Genomic DNA, 18438 nt, shown 5'->3' on the forward strand with positions numbered 1-18438 from the left:
TAAATTGACTTTAAATATAGAAATGTTCAGAACGGGAAGGTGTTTTGTAATGGCTATACGTTTGATCGTTAAGGAACCGGATGAAGTATTGCACAAAAAAGCTAAAGAAGTAGCAGTAGTTACTCCTAATGTTAAAAAATTGCTGGATGATATGGCACATACGATGTATGACGCTGAAGGAGTAGGGCTGGCGGCACCCCAAGTCGGAATTTTGAAACGTCTAATTGTGGTGGATGCGGATGAAGAGCATGGATTGATCAAAATGATTAACCCTGAAATCATCAGCATGGAAGGTGAACAGCTAGGACCAGAAGGATGTCTTAGTATTCCTGGCTTGAATGGTGATGTACGCCGTGCGGAGACTGTAACTGTACGTGGCCTTAACCGTGAGGGAAAAGAGATTACGATAACCGGCAGTGGTTTACTTGCCCGGGCTTTTCAGCATGAGATTGACCATTTGAATGGAGTTCTGTTTACAGATATCGCTGAAAAAGTGTACGAGATGACTGCTAACGAGACTGAGGAGTGAGGAATATGAAGATTGTTTTCATGGGAACTCCAGCCTTTGCGGTGCCAAGCTTGCAAATGCTGGTAGATGAAGGCTATGAAGTTGTAGCTGTCATCACCCAACCGGATCGTCCGCAGGGGAGAAAAAAGATCTTGGCTCCTTCACCAGTTAAGGAAGCCGCATTAGCTCTTGGATTACCTGTGCTTCAGCCTGAACGCATGCGTCGTCCTGAGGCAGTCGCTGAGCTGGCTGCATATGAGCCGGATTTGATCGTCACGGCTGCTTATGGTCAAATTTTGCCTAAAGCTGTGTTGGACTTACCGCGGAATGGTTGTGTGAATGTACACGGTTCGTTGCTTCCTAAATATCGGGGAGGTGCTCCGATTCAGCGTAGTATCATCAATGGTGAGAAAGTGACCGGCGTTACTTTGATGTATATGGCGGAAGGGCTGGATACCGGTGACATGATCTCTCGTGTCGAAGTGGCTATTGAGGCTGAAGATACCTCAGGAATTCTTTTTGAGAAGCTAAGCCTAGCGGGACGAGATCTGTTAAAGTCTGAAATGCCACGTTTAGTGAGTGGAAAAGTTCAAGCTGTTCAGCAAGACGATAGTGAGGCAACTTATGCTCCTAACCTTAATCGCGAGGATGAACGTTTGGATTGGAACGCTACCTCACATGACAACTATAATCGAATTCGTGGATTAGTTCCTTTTTCCGGCGCATTCACGCTCTGGAATGGTGAGACCTTTAAAGCTTGGGCTTCTAAACTGCCTGAAGAGCAGAAAGCAAGCGATAGTGCTCCAGGAACGGTGCTTTCTGTAACCGAGCAAGGTGTCGAAGTGAAAACAGGTGACGGAAGTCTGCTGCTGACAACGGTTCAACCTGCTGGCAAAAAAGCAATGAGTGCGGCCGATTTTAGCCGTGGTGCTGTTATGAAGCCAGGGACGGTGTTAGGTTGAGCGGCGGTGGAAATGGTGTTGGCCGATCAGCAGTAAATCCTAACGCTGGGAAGAGACAGGGGAACAATTCCAAAGCAGTTGGCAACAACGGCAGAGCTGGCAATAAGGGTAAGGTTGCCCCTGCTTCTGCCCGGGAAATCGCGCTTGATATAATGGTTAAAGTTGAGCAGCAAGGTGCATATAGCAATTTGCTGCTCAACAGCAGTCTACAGAAGGCGACACTTAGCAAAGAAGATGCCGGACTAGTCACAGAACTTGTTTATGGCTCTATTTCGCGGATGAACACCTTGGATTATGTGCTTGAAGGATTTGTTAGTAAAGGGATAGCTAAACTACAGCCATGGGTCCGTAATTTACTGCGGTTAAGTTTATATCAAATTATGTATCTGGATCGTATACCGTCCCATGCAGCTGTTAATGAGGCTGTTAATATAGCGAAGAAAAAAGGCCACCAGGGAATCTCAGGGATGGTTAACGGTGTGCTGCGCAGTGTGTTGCGTGCTGGTGATCTACCGGTTCTGCCTGAGGGGCTGAGTCAAGCGCAGCGGATATCGATATTATACTCACATCCGTTGTGGTTAGTGGAACGTTGGATTACCGAGTACGGTGTCGACACGGCGGAAGCGATTTGTGCATCTAATAATGAGCCGCCTGCGGTCAGCGTACGTGTGAATACAACGATGATCAGTCGTGAAGCTCTGCTGAACCAGATGATTGAACAAGGTCTGCAAGCTTCAGCATCTGAGGTTAGTCCCTATGGTATTGTTGTGAAAAGCGGCGGAAACCTGGCGCTCACCTCCTGGTATCGTGATGGATATCTCTCCGTTCAGGATGAGAGTTCTATGCTAGTAGCTGAAGCGGTAGCTCCGGAGCCTGGTATGAGGGTGCTTGACTGTTGCGCTGCTCCTGGGGGCAAAACAGCACATATGGGCGAGCTCATGAAAGATGAAGGATCAATTTACGCTAATGATCTGCATTTGCATAAAGCGAAATTGATCTCAGATCAAGCAGAACGTTTAGGTCTTGATTGCGTATCTACAGGCAGTGCAGATGCGCTGGAGCTGGAGCACACTTTAGAGCATCAATCCTTTGATAGAATTCTTCTCGACGCACCTTGTTCTGGACTCGGCGTAATTCGCCGTAAGCCAGACCTCAAATGGCGTAAGCAGCCGGAAGATGTGGCTAGCGTAGCGTCATTGCAACGGGAATTGCTGCAGTCGGTCTCTAAACTGTTGAAACCGGGTGGCATTCTGGTATATAGTACCTGTACTACTGAACAAGCGGAAAATAGTGAAGTAGTAGCTGACTTTTTGAAGCAGAATCCTGACTTCACCGCTGTAACTTTTGCCTCCCCATTATGGGACAGGCTGGAGGGTACTGCGCTGGCTGAGGGTGAGGGAATTCAGCTGCTGCCTCATCATTATGGGAGCGACGGGTTCTATATTTCCAAGCTGCAGAGAGTCTTGTAATATAGCAAATTTTCTGACAATTGTAGTATCCTCCGCCCGCCGGGCTACCGTACGGCGGGCGTTTTCTTTTACCGTCTCTGAAATTTGTGTTAAAATAGGAAGAATGAGAAATAATACGCATATCCTTATGAAAGAACAGGTGTAGATAATAATGAAACCTTTAATATATGATTTTTCTTTAGAAGAGTTACAACAGTGGGCGAAAGACAATGGTGAGCCTGCTTTTCGTGGTGGACAAATTTTTGATTGGCTGTATGTAAAACGTGTGAATGACTTCGAAGCAATGAGCAATTTGTCCAAAGGGCTTCGCCAGAAGCTGAATGAACAATTCTCTATTGCAGCACTAACTGAAATTACTAAAATGGAATCTAAAGATGGAACTGTAAAATTCCTGTTTGGATTGCATGACGATCATGCTATCGAAACAGTTATCATGAAACATAATTATGGCAATAGCGTTTGTGTAACAACCCAAGTAGGGTGCCGAATCGGCTGTACTTTCTGTGCCTCCACACTCGGTGGATTAAAACGGGATTTGACAGCGGGAGAAATTGTAGCTCAGGTTGTTCGTTCCCAACAAATCCTTGATGCGCGCGGCGAACGTGTCAGCAGCATTGTTATCATGGGTACTGGTGAGCCGTTTGAGAACTATGATGCAACAATGAGATTCCTGCGTCTTATGATTCATGAGAAGGGCCTAAATATCGGACAACGGCATATTACTGTTTCCACCAGCGGTATTGTACCGAGCATTTATAAATTTGCAGAAGAAGATACCCAGATTAATTTGGCGATTTCGATTCATGCGCCTAACGACGCCTTGCGTTCAAAGCTAATGCCTGTTAACCGCCGTTTTCCGTTTGATGATGTAATTGAATCATTGCGTTATTATCAAGCTAAGACTGGACGACGTGTCAGCTTTGAATATGCCTTGATCGGCGGGGTAAATGACCAACCGGAGCATGCTGAGGAATTGGCCGGGGTGCTTAAGAGCATGCTGTGCCACGTCAATTTGATTCCGGTAAACCATGTGCCTGAGCGAAAATATGTACGTACTTCACGCAATGATATCTTTGAGTTTCAACGTATTTTGGCTGATAACGGGGTGAATGTTACTATTCGCCGTGAGCAAGGCCATGATATCGCGGCCGCATGCGGACAGCTGCGTGCCAAACATATGGAGTTGGGGTGAGGATATTTGATCAGAACAGTTCATGCCAGCGATATTGGCCGAGTGCGCTCTGTCAATGAGGATTCGGTCTGGATCGGTGCGACGCGCCACGGTTATACACTCGGCATAATTGCCGATGGGATGGGTGGACATCAGGCTGGTGAAACCGCAAGCAGGCTCGCTTTGGAGACAATGAGGAATAACCTGGACGGGTTAGAGCCTGAACTTCAAGACGAAGCTCTGCGTGATGCGTTGTCAGCTGCTATTTTGGAAGCTAACAGCACTGTGTTCAGGGAGGCTTCCGGTGACGATAAGTATCATAATATGGGTACTACTGTCGTTGCTGTTCTTTTGAATGGATCAAACGGATATATTGGCCATATCGGAGACAGCAGAGCCTATTTAATAAAAGACAGTGCGCCAGTTCAACTAACCGAGGATCATACGCTAGTCAATGAGCTGTTCAAGAACGGTCAGATCAGTGTGGAGGAATTGGATAATCATCCGCGTCGTAATGTGCTGACGAGGGCGCTTGGAACAGATGCTGAGGTTGAGGTTGATATCGCGCCTATAGCTCTGCTACCAGGGGAAATTTTGCTTCTATGCAGCGATGGTTTAAGCAACTTTGTCACAAATGAGCATTTAGGCAAAGTAGCAGGTATACATGAGATATCGTTAGAGGAAAGAGCGGACCGTTTACTTCAGCTGGCACTGCTCGCCGGCGGTGGCGATAATATTAGCGTCGCTTTGTTAGAACATCATGGAGAGGCCGCTGTGCCCGAAACAAAGGAGTGGGATTGATGATCGGTCACGAATTGGGCGGCCGTTACCAAGTCATCGAACGGATCGGCGGAGGTGGAATGGCGCTCGTCTATAGAGCACATGACATTCTTTTAAACCGAAATGTCGCCATCAAAGTATTGCGCAATCAGTTTGTGCATGACGAGGAATTTATTCGCCGTTTTAGGCGTGAGGCGCAGTCTGCCGCATCTTTGTCTCATCCGAATGTCGTCAGCATATACGATGTAGGACAAGAAGACGAAATTCATTACATTGTCATGGAGTATATTGAGGGTCAGAATCTTAATGAAATTATAAAAGAACGAGCGCCATTGCAGGTTGATGAATCCGTACGGATCGCTTCACAAATCTGTGATGCCCTAGATCATGCGCATCAGAATCAAATTATTCATCGTGATATAAAACCACATAATATCCTGATCGGACGCAATGGACGGGTGAAAGTAACCGATTTTGGGATTGCCCGCGCAGTTACGTCAACAACCATAACACAGACCGGTTCTGTGGTTGGTTCAGTACATTATTTCTCGCCAGAGCATGCCAAAGGTGTCTCTACAGGAGAAAAGTCTGACTTGTATTCATTAGGTATTGTACTTTATCAAATGCTTACTGGAAGCCTACCCTTTTTGGGAGAGAGTCCGATTAGTGTAGCTTTAAAACATCTGCAAGAAGAGTTTGAAGAGCCAAAACTTCTGAATCCACTCATTCCGCAAAGCGTTGAGAATGTAATTCTGAGATCAATGCGTAAAAACCCGGAGGAGCGGTACGACTCTGCCAAAGAAATGTTACAGGATTTGGAAACATGCTTATTGCCGGAGCGTCGCAGTGAGGCGAAGATTCTGTTCAACGATGAAGAAGATGAGGATCGTACGCGGGTTATCCCGGCGATAAAACCGATTCAAAGAAGCAATGGTAATCGTAATCATCGTGAGGAACGGATGGTTCGTGATGAAGATGATGAACCGGTGCCTTCAAGCAAAGGTAAAAAACAATGGGCAAAACCCACATTATGGATTGGGCTTACCTTACTGTTGCTGTTGGCTATGGCCAGTCTCGTATGGTACGTTAAATCACAGCTAGTTGTTCCTGAGGTTTCCGTTCCTTATGTAGTAGGTAAACAGATAGAACAAGCACAAACTGAGCTTGAGGATTTGGGGCTTGAGGTTGCTGATCCTATTCTGTATGACTACAGTCCGAATTTTGAAGAGAATGTGGTCATTAAGCAGAGTAGGGAAAAGGATGCCAAAGTGAAAAAAGGAGCGTCCCTTATACTCACTGTGAATACGGCTAAGCCATTACCCAAGATGCCAGATGTAGTTAACAAGAGCTTTGATGATGCGGTTAAGGCATTGATGGCGCTGGGTGTAGCCCAGGACAGGATTGATAATAAACCTCTCTATGACGAAAATACAGATGAAGGTCTCATTGTAAAATCTGACCCTGCATTAAATACTGAATTCGATCCTGAGACGGTTCAAATCACCCTTTACGTTAGTAAAGGAGAAGAAAGTGTACTGTTGCCAGATCTCATCGGTAAGACGGAGAGTGAGGCAAAGGCGCTGCTTGAAGGTGCCAAGCTTGTTCTTGGAGAAGTGAAGAAAGAATCCAGCTTCAGCATTGAAGAAGGTAAAGTAACAAAGACTTGGGCATTTGATAAAGGGACAGGTACTTCTGTTCCACCTGGAACAGCGATAACGATTTACTTAAGTACAGGTTATCCACCTGAAGCCCTGAATTATACCTTTAATGTGCCAGTCGCTCCTGCTCAGGATGGGAAAAAGAGCAAGATTCGTATCGAATTCGTGGATGCGCGCAATAATGGAGAGAAACAGGATTGGGGAACACGTACCATTGGAAAGAGCCAAGTGTTATCCGTTAATCTAGTATTGGCTCCTAATAAAGATGGTTCGGTTATTGTTACCCGTGACGGTGTGCTTTTGGACACTTATGTCATTCCTTATATCGATGCGAAGAACGGAACCGTTCAGGAGCCTGAACCACCAGTTATAGCAACACCACAGCCAACTCCAACACCTTCTGCTGAACCTACGCCTACAATTGAACCTACGATTGAACCGGAGATCTTGCCGGGTTCAGGTTCAGAGAATGACGGAGGGAATAACGGGGCGGTGAATCAGACAGGGTTCGTAAACAATAGTTCTATAAATAGTGAATCGACTAATAATGGCAATAATAAGCACAACAATAAAGGCAAGGATAAATCTAAAGATAAAAACAACAACTAAACAGGGTTTAACCTGAACGGTTGGCGTAGCGAAATGACCCGGGGATATCAGACTTGGGTCATTTTCGCAAAATCAGGAGAGGAAGGCTCACTATGTATGCCTGAAGGAATAATTGTTAAGGCGTTAAGCGGTTATTATTATGTGAAACCGCTCCGCGAAGGATTAATTGCGACTGAAGAGCATTCTGTTCAATGCAGAGGCCGAGGAATTCTCAAGAAAAAAGGGATCGCTCCGCTAGTTGGAGATCGGGTTATTTATATCCTTACTGAGCATGGAGAAGGAATGGTGGATGAACTTCTACCTAGAGAATCTGAACTGATTCGTCCACCTGTAGCGAATGTTAAGCTCGCAGTGCTTTTATTCTCCGTTCGGGAGCCCGATATGAACCTGAATCTGTTGGACAAGTTTCTAGTTCATATTGAGCATTCGGGTCTGGAACCCCTAATTGTTCTGACTAAACAGGATTTGGCGGATGATGATGGTGAAGCTACCCGTTATGTTAAAGAACTTTATGAGGATATCGGATATGAAGTGATGGTCACAAGTTCACTTACTGGTGCCGGAAGCGATGAGCTAAGACAAAGGCTTACTGGAGGCATCAGCGTATTTGCGGGTCAATCCGGGGTTGGTAAGTCCACCTTATTGAATCGTATTGTTCCAGGGCTTAAACTGGAGACTGGAGAGATCAGTTTACGATTGGGACGTGGTCGTCATACGACCCGTCATGTGGAGCTGATGGATATTGGTGGTGGAGGTTTTGTTGCAGATACCCCAGGTTTTAGTCAGCTTGATTTCTTGGAGCTTGGTGTAGAAGAGCTGTCCACTTGTTTTCGTGAATTTGCTCAATACGCATCCGATTGTAAGTTCCGGGGCTGCAGTCATCAGCATGAACCAGGCTGCCGTGTAATAGAGGCTTGGAAAGCAGGGAAAATTGCGGATAGTCGCTATGATCATTACAAACTGTTTTTTAATGAAATGAAAGATAAAAAGCGGAGGTACTAACATCATGATACGAATAGCACCATCTTTATTGTCGGCGGATTTCGCGCGTTTAGGTCCAGAAGTTGCAGAGGCGGAAGCCAGTGGTGGAGATTGGATACATGTGGATGTAATGGACGGTCATTTTGTGCCGAATATCACGTTGGGTCCACCTATTGTAAAAGCTGTATCGTTACATACCAAGCTGCCACTTGATGTTCACTTGATGATTGAGTCACCAGAACGTTATATCCCTGATTTTGCTGCAGCTGGTGCAAGTGTGATCACCGTTCACGCTGAGGCATGCGTTCATTTGCATCGTGTGGTTCATCAGATCAAGGAACTGGGGCTGAAGGCAAGTGTAGCAATTAATCCGGGTACTCCGGCATCAGCGGTGCGTGAGGTGCTGGAGGATGTGGATATGATTCTGGTGATGACCGTTAATCCAGGCTTTGGTGGTCAAGCATTCATTCCTAACACTTTGCGCAAAATCACTCAAATTCGAGAATGGGCGAATGAAGTGAATCCAGATTTATTGATCGAAGTAGATGGTGGAGTATCGGAAGATACAGCACCATTGGTTGTGGCAGCTGGAGCCGATGTTTTGGTAGCGGGGAATGCAGTTTTTGGCCGGAGTGATCGTGCTGCGGCGATCCAAGGAATTCGAGAAGCAGCCGAATCAGCACTGTGTTAAAAAATAGGCGATTGAGACTAGAGGTATAGGCCAAGTCCTCGGTGCATAAATATGGTTACATGAGCAGAAATCTCATGTAGCCTTTTTTTGTTTTGGCAGGGAGGACTGCAGTTCGTTTCCGTTATTGACAAGAGGAAAGTCTCCTGCGTACGGCATGAATTGATGGGAGGGTAAATCATGAAATTTTACACGTTTAAGCTGCCAAGGTTTTTGGGAGGTTTTGTTAAAGCAATATTGAACACATTTCAGAAGAGTTAAGCCTCTAACAGAAAAGAAAACATGAAAAAAAGCACCTTACAAATGTAAAGGGTGCTTTTTGCTTCATATAAGTTATCGTTCGGTCTTAAAAATTGCTAAAGACTAAACGCGTTCAACTTTACCGGCTTTCAAAGCACGGGTGCTGACGTACACGCGTTTTGGTTTACCGTTCACGAGGATACGGACCTTCTGAACGTTAACTCCCCAAGAACGACGGTTGCGGTTATTAGCGTGAGACACGTGGTTGCCGCTGCTCGGTTTCTTGCCTGTTACTACACATTTGCGGGACATAGATTACACCTCCTTATTCCTAACACCTGCATAAACAATACTTATCTATAATATCACAGCAAATTTTGCTACGTCAACCGATTCAAAAACATTTATTTCTTTTAATACTTATAGTACAATGTAAATTAGTGCATTATGTCCTGTTAATCATAGAATGATTAGGCATGAAGTTAGGAAGGGGAATTCTCAATTGAGTAAGCGTTCTATAAACGGAACAGATTTTACCGCTATGGTATTGGCTGGAGCGGATAAGCTGCAACAGCATGCAGAACACGTCAATTCCCTAAATGTTTTTCCGGTCCCAGACGGAGATACCGGTACAAACATGAATTTGACGATGACCGCAGGTGCGAATGAATTAAAGAAAAATAACACCACTTCTGTGGGCCAATGTGCAGGTGTACTCTCCAAGGGCTTATTAATGGGAGCTCGCGGGAATTCCGGCGTTATTTTGTCCCAGTTATTCAGAGGGTTTAGCAGGTATGCGGCTCAACATGATGAGCTTAATACACAGCAGTTCGCTGCTGCGCTGCAAACCGGAGTGGACGCTGCGTATAAAGCAGTTGTAAAGCCTGTAGAGGGAACTATTCTTACTGTAGCTAAAGAGGCTGCAAGACATGCTGTTTATTATGCCCGCCGTACTACTGACGTTGTGGAGCTGATGACAGAGGTATTAGCCAAAGCAAAAGAAGCCTTAGCTTATACGCCTGAGCAATTACCTGTATTGAAGCAAGTCGGTGTTGTAGATTCTGGCGGTCAAGGTTTGGTCTACATTTATGAAGGGTTTCACCAGCATCTGACGAACGGAAGTACCGGTCTGTCTGAATCTGTGCAAGGACAAACCCACACACCAGTTGCACCAGCGCCTAAACCCGTGTTAACGAAACCTGAAAATGAACTGTTTTCTGTACAGTCTTCTGCGCAGTCACAGCTATCTACTGAAGATATAGAATTTCTATATGATATGGAGTTTTTCATTAATCGCCAGTTAGGCGCTAACGTGAGAACTAATTTTGATGAGGAAGCTTTTAGGAAAGCGTTGTCAGTTAATGGCGATTCCATTATTGTAATTTCGGATGATGAGACGATTAAAGTGCATGTGCATTCTAAGGCTCCAGGTGAAGTGATGAACTTGGCTCTTCTTTATGGGGAGATCACGCAGATTCACATTCTTAATATGCGAGAGCAGCATCGTGACCTGCTGACTGCGGGTATGGATATTGCACCGATGCCTGATGTGTTCGCTGATATGCCGAATGAGAAGAGTGCAGTGCAAATGTCTCCTGCTGAGCCACCAGCTGATGATTTGGCACCTTACGGCTTCATTGCGGTATCTTCTGGCGCAGGTATTGCTGATATTTTCAAAAGCCTTGGAGTGGACGTAGTCCTTGCTGGTGGTCAAACAATGAATCCTAGCACGGAGGATTTCGTGAACGCGATTTCTTCTATATCTGCGAAGCATGTTTATATTTTGCCGAATAACTCGAACATTGTTCTTGCCGCTCAACAAGCTAAAGATCTTCTAGAAGGCGAACGTGAGATTACGGTGATTCCAAGTAAAAGTATTCCACAGGGAATAGCAGCAGCTTTTGCGTTCCAAGAGGAAGATGCTGTGGAGACTAATTCTGAGAATATGCTGGAAGCAATCTCTCATGTGAAATCCGGACAAGTAACGAACGCTGTGCGTGATACAAGCTTTGATGGGCTGGAGATTAAATCGGGCCAATTTATTGGGATTTCTAATTCCAAAATTGTTGCTGCGGCGGATGATCTTTTGGCTGCAAGTCAGGCGCTGTTATCCAACATGCTGGAGAATGGCGACGAAATCGTCACGATCCTTATTGGTGCAGAAACAGAATCCGAGGCTACTGATTCTTTGAGTGAGTGGCTGGAAGAGACTTATCCGAATGTGGAAGTTGAGATTCATGAGGGTGGCCAACCCCTGTATTATTATCTGTTCTCTGTAGAGCCATAGGTAGGAATTAATGGTTCTTTAACAATGGAGTAGAAATTTGCTATTGCGTAGTTGGCAAAATTATAGCTTGGGGGAGAAAATCCATGAATCGTACCATTATCGTCACCGACAGCACTTCAGATATCCCGCCAACAATGGCGGAAACGTACGGAATTGAGGTAGTACCGTTGACCTTAATGTTCGGCGAAGAGGCTTTTAGGGACAATCTGGATATGACTCCGGAGCAGTTCTATGAGCGTCTTCCCCGTACCTCACAGCTGCCGACTACTTCTCAACCCTCACCGGTTGAATATATGAATGTGTACCGCAGTATTCTGGAGCGTAACCCGGGCTGTTCTATCCTTTCCTTTCATATTTCTTCTGGACTGAGCGGGACTTATCAATCTGCATTGCTGGCTAAATCGATGCTGGAGGAAGAGGGAGAAGGAATCACTGTTGTGGATTCTCTCTCCGCTTCTTATGGTTTTGGATTTATGGTAGTGGAAGCTGCCAGAATGTCTGCTGAGGGCAAAGGACCTGAAGAGATACTTGAGGCTGTAGAAAGCCTACGTCAATCGCGTAAGCTTTACTTCTTAGTAGATACACTTGAATATTTACAAAAAGGCGGGAGAATTGGGAAAGCCTCCGCTATTCTGGGGACACTTCTGAATATTAAGCCGATCCTGTCCATTGATGCAGAAGGAATTATTTATGCGGTGGAGAAAGTTAGAGGCCGTAAGAAGGCTGTCGCCCGTATGATTGAACTGTTCAAGCGGGATCTGCAGGGTGTAAACAAAATCAATGTGGCCGTGGGTCATACGGCTGAACCGGCTTCCGGCGAGGAGTTCCTGAATGAGCTTGCAGGACACTTCACCTTGGAAGAAAAAGTGCTGACGAACGTCGGCCCTGTCGTGGGCAGCCATGTCGGTAACGGTACATTAGCTGTGTTCATTTGGCCTGCAAAATGAGGGATAAATATGACACTGGCATTAAATCAAATTGAAGTAAAAAACATAACTGGCGTGAGTGCTCAAAAGCAAAGCGAGCTTCACGCCTTTGGCGTCTTTACAGTAAAGGATTTATTAGAGTATTATCCGTTCCGCTACGAGGATTATCGGCCCCGCTCGCTTAGCGAGACTAAACACGGGGATAAAGTGACCGTTGAGGCAAAAGTGATCGGTATCCCTGTGCTGCAGCGCTTTGGCGGCAAGTCACGTCTCAGCTGTAAGATGGCTGCAGAGCCCTGGATGTTCACAGCAACCTGGTTTAACCGCCATTACGTAAGAGAGCAACTCACTGTGGGACGGGAAATTGTGCTGACCGGAAAATGGGATCAGAAGCGCAATCAGATTACAGTGACTGATTATGAATTTCCGGATCGTGGTGAAGGGAAGACGGGAACACTGCAGCCGGTCTATTCAGTAGGTGGTAAGATCACGCAGTCATGGATCAGGAAGGTTATTAATCAGGGACTTCAGCAGTACGGGGATCTGATTCCAGAAATTTTACCGCATTCTATTATGAGGGAATATGACTTCATGCCGCGTAAACGGGCCATTGCCACTATTCATAGGCCTGAGGACACTCGTGAAGGGCAGCAGGGGCGCCGTAGGATGGTGTATGAGGAACTATTCCTGTTCCAGTTGAAGATGCAAGCGTTCAGGGTTCTGAACCGCGGGCGGATGGATGGGGTAGTCCACACAGTGGATAACGCGACGGTACGCCAGTTCGTTCGCAGTCTGCCTTTTGAGCTTACAGATGCACAGAAACGTGTAGAGCTGGAGATTTTACATGATCTGCGTTCACCATATTGCATGAATCGTCTGCTGCAAGGAGATGTTGGCTCGGGTAAAACAGTGCTTGCGGCAGTGGCGCTTTTTGCTACGGTAAGATCTGGTTTTCAGGGCGCACTTATGGTGCCTACAGAGATTTTAGCAGAGCAGCATATGCGTTCACTTACCAGAATGTTTGAGCCGTTTGGGATTACTGTAGGACTCCTGACGGGCAGTGTGACTGGCCGAAAACGTAAAGAATTATTGGCCTCGTTGCAAATGGGGATGCTTGATATCGTGGTAGGAACACATGCTTTGATTCAGGAGGATGTATTTTTCCGTGATCTGGGACTTGTAGTAACTGACGAGCAGCATCGTTTTGGTGTGAATCAGCGTGGTGTATTGCGGCGTAAAGGATATAATCCGGATGTACTGACGATGACGGCGACGCCTATTCCTCGTACGCTAGCCATCTCTGTTTTTGGCGATATGGATGTATCCACTTTATCTGAGAGGCCGAAAGGCCGGGTGCCAATAACTAGTTACTGGGTAAAGCATGATCTTATGGATCGTGTGCTGAATTTGATTAAGCGTGAAATTGATCTCGGTCGTCAAGCTTATCTGATCTGTCCGCTTATTGAAGAGTCAGAGAAGCTGGATGTGCAGAATGCTATTGATTTGCATATTCAGATGAGCCAAGCTTTCCTTAGCTATAAAGTTGGGCTTTTACATGGTAAAATGACTCCCGCTGAAAAAGATGAAGTGATGCGGGCGTTTTATAACAATGAGCTGCAGCTGCTTGTGTCCACTACGGTGGTGGAGGTGGGTGTAGACGTTCCTAATGCTACATTGATGATCATTATGGATGCGGATCGTTTTGGCCTGTCACAGCTGCACCAGCTGCGTGGACGGGTAGGAAGAGGGCAGCATGCCTCTTTTTGTGTGTTGGTAGCTGATCCAAAATCTGAAATCGGACGTGAGCGAATGACTGCCATGACCGATACGGATGACGGATTTGAGATTTCCCGAAGGGATTTGGAGCTGCGTGGTCCGGGGGACTTTTTTGGGACAAAGCAGAGTGGATTACCGGAGTTTCGGCTGGCAGATATGACGGCTGACTTTGAAATTCTCGAGCAGGCGCGGGATGATGTTGCTGAGCTGCTTAAGGATGAAGCCTTTTGGACATCACCTGAATATGCATCTCTTCGGCATTATTTACAGAGTGAACAGATCTTCCAAGGAGAATTAATTGACTAACTAGGCACATGTAGCACCGAAGGCTCATATACTGTGAAAGATTGGATATGACGGGAGGTGCTACACTTGGGTTATCAACAATTCGGAATTAGCCCTCAGTTGGTGGATCGCATCAAGCTGAAGATGAAAAACTCGACTGTGAAGGATCGTATCAAAAGTATGATTGAGGGCATCTCGAAACAGGAGCTGCAGGATCCTGCGGTTGTTCGCAGATTGGTACGAAAAGCGTCAGGTGTATTGAACGAGAAATTGACCTCGACACAGGAAGAACAAATTGTGAAGTTTATCATCGCGCAAAAAATCGATCCGAACAACACCTTTCATTTGATCCGCTTGTGGGGAATGTTCCGTTAAGTAGCGTATTAAATGAAAAGTAGGGGTTGTCCATAGATGTTTTTTTCATCGTATGTGACAGTCTGCAAGCAGCGATCCTCCTATTACTGGAGGATCGCTGCTTTGCGTTTTTGGCCGTAGTTACGGCAAGCTGCAATACGTTTCTATTCTGGACAAACCGATGCCACCGAATCGTGGTCATTCGTCGTCCGATCCCGCCGAATCATGATCATCCGCTGCGGCTTTCGGACTCCAATGACGTTATTCGCAAATATATCGCCATTGGAGCAAGGTTTCGGACCCCAGTGCAGTTATTCATAAGAAATAAGCTCATAGTTGGCGTTTTTTGTGCCAATAGGAGCTATGGGGTCCGATAGCATCCAAAATTCAGGGTAATTTCGCGTATAAGGTCTCCTGTGTCCGATGCCACCGAATTCCATTCATCTGCCGTGGGGTACCGCTGAATTATGTTTATCCATCGTCCGATGCTACCGAATCATGTTCATCTGCTGTCCGTTACCACCGAATCTTGTTCATCCACCGTCCGATCCCGCCGAATCATGATCATCCGCTGCGGCTTTCGGACTCCAATGACGTTATTCGCAAATATATCGCCATTGGAGCAAGGTTTCGGACCCCAGTGCAGTTATTCATATGAATTAGACTCATAGTTGGCGTTTTTGGTGCCAATAGGGGCTATGGGGTCCGATAGCATCCAAAATTCAGAATAATTCAGCGTATAAGGTCTCCTGTGTCCGATAGCTGCCTCAATCGCGCAAACATGTTAGATTAAGCGAAGTTTGTGGCCTCACACAAGGAGTTTGAGACCTCGATCAAGAAGTTTTGGGTCGCAAACAAAAAAATGGGATCTTCGCTCAAGAAATTAGGTCTCGCGCAGAAAAATTGGTTGCGATCAAAGGCTAAATTCAAAAAGAAGGGAGCGCTCCAGCCATTTTGATGGCTTAAGGGCGCTCCCTTCTTTTTATTCGTGTAAGCGTGTTTGTCTATGATCTTTAGTGGCTGATCTAAACACAATTTGGCTCTCTGAATCACACTGTAGAACGAGTGCCCGAAGATGCTCTTCTTCCATTCTGTTCGTCAGACAAAACAACGTGCTAACCTCTCCATCTTGCCCTGAACCTTCAGCAATCGCAGCTTCTCGGTTTAGGGAGCTTGCGATTGCTTGCTGAATGTCCAAACATCGGCTGCTGGTAATCCAAGCAGTGCGGGAGTGGGATAATCCTCGTAGTGAGATACGAACACCTTCGAAAGCCAGCAGGTAGGCAATGATAGAATACATTGCTTGCTCCCAACCGAACAATGTACCTGCAAAAAGCAGAATTGCACAGTTCAGGATCATAATAACGACTTCCGTTGACTTTGGAGGTCCGCCGCTCAGCAGAGAATACCCCTGGTCACTGGCTTGTTTATTTACACCGCCGAATCTCACAGATATTCCAATACCTACTCCAAGACAGATGCCTCCTGCCATTGCCGCAGGTAAAGGATCGCTAATCACAGCAGGAAAACGATGCAGCGCAAGAGACGCGATGGTTAGGCAGGTTAATCCCAAAACAGTGTAAAGAGCAAAGCGGAGATTTACTTGTTTTCGCGACATAAATATAAAGGGCAGGTTGAATAGAAATAGAAACAATCCAAGCTGCATTTCAGTAGTATGAGCGAATAATGCGGATAAACCTGTAATCCCGCCGACAACAAGGCCATGTGGCATTAAAAATAATTCCAATCCTACAGCAGCAAGCAATGCGCCGGCAATGACTGTGAGAACTCGGAAGGTAGAGCTTCTTTGTAGCTGTTGACGTTGATTTATTTTGTTCTGCATAGTTTTTCCTCCTTCAACAGGGGAAACGACCTTACTTATTTTCAGTGGCTATGGCAGATTTTTTGAATATTCGTGCATCATGTCGTTTCTCAAAGTTGAATACTTTATCCGTTATTTTACAAATCTATTTAGATTCCTTCGTCAGACGATGTCCAAGGATAACATGGATCAGCACGTAAATGGCTGCAAATGGTTGCAAATGTCTGCGAAAGGCTGCAAATGTCTGCGAAAGGCTGCAAATAGCTGTAAATGGCCGCAAATGGTTGCAAATGACGGAGAATGTTGCAAAGGCTCCAATTGGTTGCAAATGGCTGCAAATAGTGAAGACTAGCCAGCACTCCGCTTTCTTTACCCAAATTGGCTAAAACAATTTAAAGTTTATCCCGCGAGACTATAGGCATCCATGATAGATGAAGCACGAGGGCTTAGACCAGCGCAGCGTCCGGCCAGCAAGCCTGCAACGAAGTTGCCAATCAGCGTAACGATAACTGCTGCAAGGGAGCCTAGAGCGCCTCACCGCCTAAGGTGGGTGGATGTACCTCAGTCTCAAGCTGAAGAAGAAGATGGCACCTAAGAAATAACGAAATAGGATCACGAGCTTTTCAATTCGTCTCACATGTTCGGTTTCAGCGAGGACAAGTCCACTAGTAGGACGCCAATAACTTCTGTCTGCTAGATGAATGGTATCGGTGAATCCAGCAATCAGGAATAGTGCTGCGAATATTACTAATGTAAAAGCGCACCTGAACGGATATCCAGAACACGGTTGAGCCAAGATACTTGCTTTCTTCCGGTGGATGATGAGCAATGCGAGCATGTATACCTACCGGTAAATCCGCATCTCTATAATTCATGATACATAAGATTTTTATCAATTGAAGTTCTAAATTCCCTTCAGCCGACATTCATTTAGGGCAGAGGTGAACTTCGCTAAGGTAGTGATATTAGAAAATGAGACGTGAATTTTAACAGGTACAGCCGCAGTCGAAGCAGGAATTTATAAATCACTGGACGGAACAGTAAAGAAAGTACAGGGAGTATTGCAATTACCGCAAGTGACTTCGCTCCCCACTGTTCAGTTATTTTGATGGCTCCTACCTGAGGGGTTATTTGAGGTGCAATCCTTACGGGAGGTGTAAACTTTCGCTCGTAGCGTTCAATTTCGGATGTCGTTGATTCTTGCTCCGTAGTGAATAATCCTCCAGACCAGGCAGGTGGAAAAGAGAACATCATTCCCAGAATTAGGACGATACGAAGAAACCAATGTAGTGATAAACGCGCTATATATTGCACCGAAATAACACCTCCCAACTGTATGTAGTATAAAAAGCATACCATACCTTTTCCTTTGAATCCAAATTGTTTTGTGAAAAAAATTCATATATAGATGATGAAAACATGAAACCGAACGGGAAAAATGACGTATTTCGCAGCATAGATAACTTTTATTATCTAGTTTCAGTCAGGAGGGATAAATTTGAGCGAATGGCAGGATTTTAACGGTTTTGATGAGCGCAGCTTTTTCGGAAGTTTCATTCATGAGATGCCACTATTTTTTAAATTATTTGCTTTGCTTTTTCTTGGCCTTTTCGTTTTTATAATTGTTAAATCAGTGAGAATCTGGATGTCCAATAACGCAAGTCCTTTGATAAAAGCAAACTGCACAGCGGTCACCAAACGAACCGAGGTATGGGGTGGATCCGGTGAATCGAGAGCAAATACTAGTTATTACGTTACGTTTGAGTTTGCCGATGGCTCTCGTTTAGAGTTGCAGGTAAGAGATCAGGATTTTGGCCTGATTGTAGAAGGGGACCGAGGTGAACTCCTATATCAAGGGACTAGGTTTAAAAGCTTCAATCGCGATTTGAAGAAAGAACATCTAAATTTCTAAAAAAGTACAT

The 18438-nt window shown here is 45.5% G+C and carries 18 protein-coding genes; 15 read left to right on the top strand and 3 right to left on the bottom strand.

The window, feature by feature from the left end; genetic code table 11:
• The first annotated feature begins 49 nt into the window (after nt 1-49).
• From def to spoVM, 9 genes are all read left to right on the top strand, one after another.
• The gene (gene def, locus NST58_RS13590; protein WP_036686193.1) at nt 50-529 is read left to right on the top strand and encodes a peptide deformylase; all 480 of its coding nucleotides are present in this window, start codon (nt 50-52) and stop codon (nt 527-529) included.
• Nucleotides 530-534: 5 nt separating this feature from the next.
• Nucleotides 535-1470, top strand: coding sequence for a methionyl-tRNA formyltransferase (gene fmt, locus NST58_RS13595; protein ID WP_076301809.1), 936 nt, complete (start codon nt 535-537; stop codon nt 1468-1470).
• A gap of 137 nt (nt 1471-1607) precedes the next feature.
• Nucleotides 1608-2939: a 16S rRNA (cytosine(967)-C(5))-methyltransferase RsmB gene (gene rsmB / locus NST58_RS13600; RefSeq protein ID WP_256720996.1), complete on the top strand. Its 1332-nt coding sequence runs from the start codon at nt 1608-1610 to the stop codon at nt 2937-2939.
• 151 nt (nt 2940-3090) lie between these two features.
• Nucleotides 3091-4131 (top strand): 23S rRNA (adenine(2503)-C(2))-methyltransferase RlmN, encoded by a 1041-nt coding sequence (gene rlmN / locus NST58_RS13605; RefSeq protein ID WP_036686196.1) that lies wholly within the window; start codon nt 3091-3093, stop codon nt 4129-4131.
• A gap of 6 nt (nt 4132-4137) precedes the next feature.
• A complete protein-coding gene (locus NST58_RS13610) occupies nt 4138-4911 on the top strand; it encodes a Stp1/IreP family PP2C-type Ser/Thr phosphatase (protein ID WP_339248343.1) in 774 nt (257 codons plus the stop codon).
• The gene (pknB, locus tag NST58_RS13615) at nt 4911-7157 is read left to right on the top strand and encodes a Stk1 family PASTA domain-containing Ser/Thr kinase (protein ID WP_076179563.1); all 2247 of its coding nucleotides are present in this window, start codon (nt 4911-4913) and stop codon (nt 7155-7157) included. The genes NST58_RS13610 and pknB overlap by 1 nt, the downstream gene beginning before the upstream one ends.
• Nucleotides 7158-7253: 96 nt before the next feature.
• Nucleotides 7254-8159: a ribosome small subunit-dependent GTPase A gene (rsgA, locus tag NST58_RS13620; RefSeq protein WP_036686201.1), complete on the top strand. Its 906-nt coding sequence runs from the start codon at nt 7254-7256 to the stop codon at nt 8157-8159.
• A gap of 4 nt (nt 8160-8163) precedes the next feature.
• Entirely contained in the window at nt 8164-8829 is a 666-nt protein-coding gene (gene rpe, locus NST58_RS13625; RefSeq protein ID WP_076189881.1) for a ribulose-phosphate 3-epimerase, read from the top strand.
• 177 nt (nt 8830-9006) lie between these two features.
• On the top strand, nt 9007-9087 hold the full coding sequence (gene spoVM / locus NST58_RS13630) for a stage V sporulation protein SpoVM (RefSeq protein ID WP_020431362.1): 81 nt from the start codon (nt 9007-9009) through the stop codon (nt 9085-9087).
• Between the two features lie 102 nt (nt 9088-9189).
• On the opposite strand, the gene rpmB is transcribed toward spoVM, so the two are convergent.
• Nucleotides 9190-9378, bottom strand: coding sequence for a 50S ribosomal protein L28 (gene rpmB / locus NST58_RS13635; protein ID WP_339248348.1), 189 nt, complete (start codon nt 9376-9378; stop codon nt 9190-9192).
• Nucleotides 9379-9568: 190 nt separating this feature from the next.
• Between rpmB and NST58_RS13640 the strand changes: the two genes are divergently transcribed.
• From NST58_RS13640 to NST58_RS13655, 4 genes are all read left to right on the top strand, one after another.
• A complete protein-coding gene (locus NST58_RS13640; protein WP_076280820.1) occupies nt 9569-11353 on the top strand; it encodes a DAK2 domain-containing protein in 1785 nt (594 codons plus the stop codon).
• A gap of 83 nt (nt 11354-11436) precedes the next feature.
• On the top strand, nt 11437-12300 hold the full coding sequence (locus NST58_RS13645; RefSeq protein ID WP_076304166.1) for a DegV family protein: 864 nt from the start codon (nt 11437-11439) through the stop codon (nt 12298-12300).
• A 9-nt stretch (nt 12301-12309) separates the two neighbouring features.
• Nucleotides 12310-14361 (top strand): ATP-dependent DNA helicase RecG, encoded by a 2052-nt coding sequence (gene recG, locus NST58_RS13650; RefSeq protein WP_339248352.1) that lies wholly within the window; start codon nt 12310-12312, stop codon nt 14359-14361.
• A 66-nt stretch (nt 14362-14427) separates the two neighbouring features.
• The gene (locus NST58_RS13655) at nt 14428-14715 is read left to right on the top strand and encodes a stage VI sporulation protein F (RefSeq protein WP_036686212.1); all 288 of its coding nucleotides are present in this window, start codon (nt 14428-14430) and stop codon (nt 14713-14715) included.
• 961 nt (nt 14716-15676) lie between these two features.
• Here NST58_RS13655 and NST58_RS13660 read toward each other — a convergent pair.
• Nucleotides 15677-16537 carry a YitT family protein gene (locus NST58_RS13660; protein ID WP_076125880.1) on the bottom strand — a complete coding sequence of 287 codons (861 nt, stop codon included), beginning with the start codon at nt 16535-16537 and terminating at the stop codon, nt 15677-15679.
• Between the two features lie 403 nt (nt 16538-16940).
• On the opposite strand from NST58_RS13660, the gene NST58_RS13665 reads away from it, so the two are divergent.
• The gene (locus tag NST58_RS13665) at nt 16941-17111 is read left to right on the top strand and encodes a hypothetical protein (protein ID WP_175617292.1); all 171 of its coding nucleotides are present in this window, start codon (nt 16941-16943) and stop codon (nt 17109-17111) included.
• A 356-nt stretch (nt 17112-17467) separates the two neighbouring features.
• Here the strand turns inward: NST58_RS13665 and NST58_RS13670 are convergent, their stop codons facing one another.
• Nucleotides 17468-17830: a hypothetical protein gene (locus NST58_RS13670; protein WP_076301813.1), complete on the bottom strand. Its 363-nt coding sequence runs from the start codon at nt 17828-17830 to the stop codon at nt 17468-17470.
• 184 nt (nt 17831-18014) lie between these two features.
• On the opposite strand from NST58_RS13670, the gene NST58_RS13675 reads away from it, so the two are divergent.
• Nucleotides 18015-18428: a DUF2500 domain-containing protein gene (locus tag NST58_RS13675; protein ID WP_254848946.1), complete on the top strand. Its 414-nt coding sequence runs from the start codon at nt 18015-18017 to the stop codon at nt 18426-18428.
• The last annotated feature ends 10 nt before the right edge of the window (nt 18429-18438 follow it).

The organism is Paenibacillus sp. FSL R10-2796 (assembly GCF_037965315.1).
GTDB classification, from domain to species: Bacteria; Bacillota; Bacilli; order Paenibacillales; family Paenibacillaceae; genus Paenibacillus_AQ; species Paenibacillus_AQ odorifer.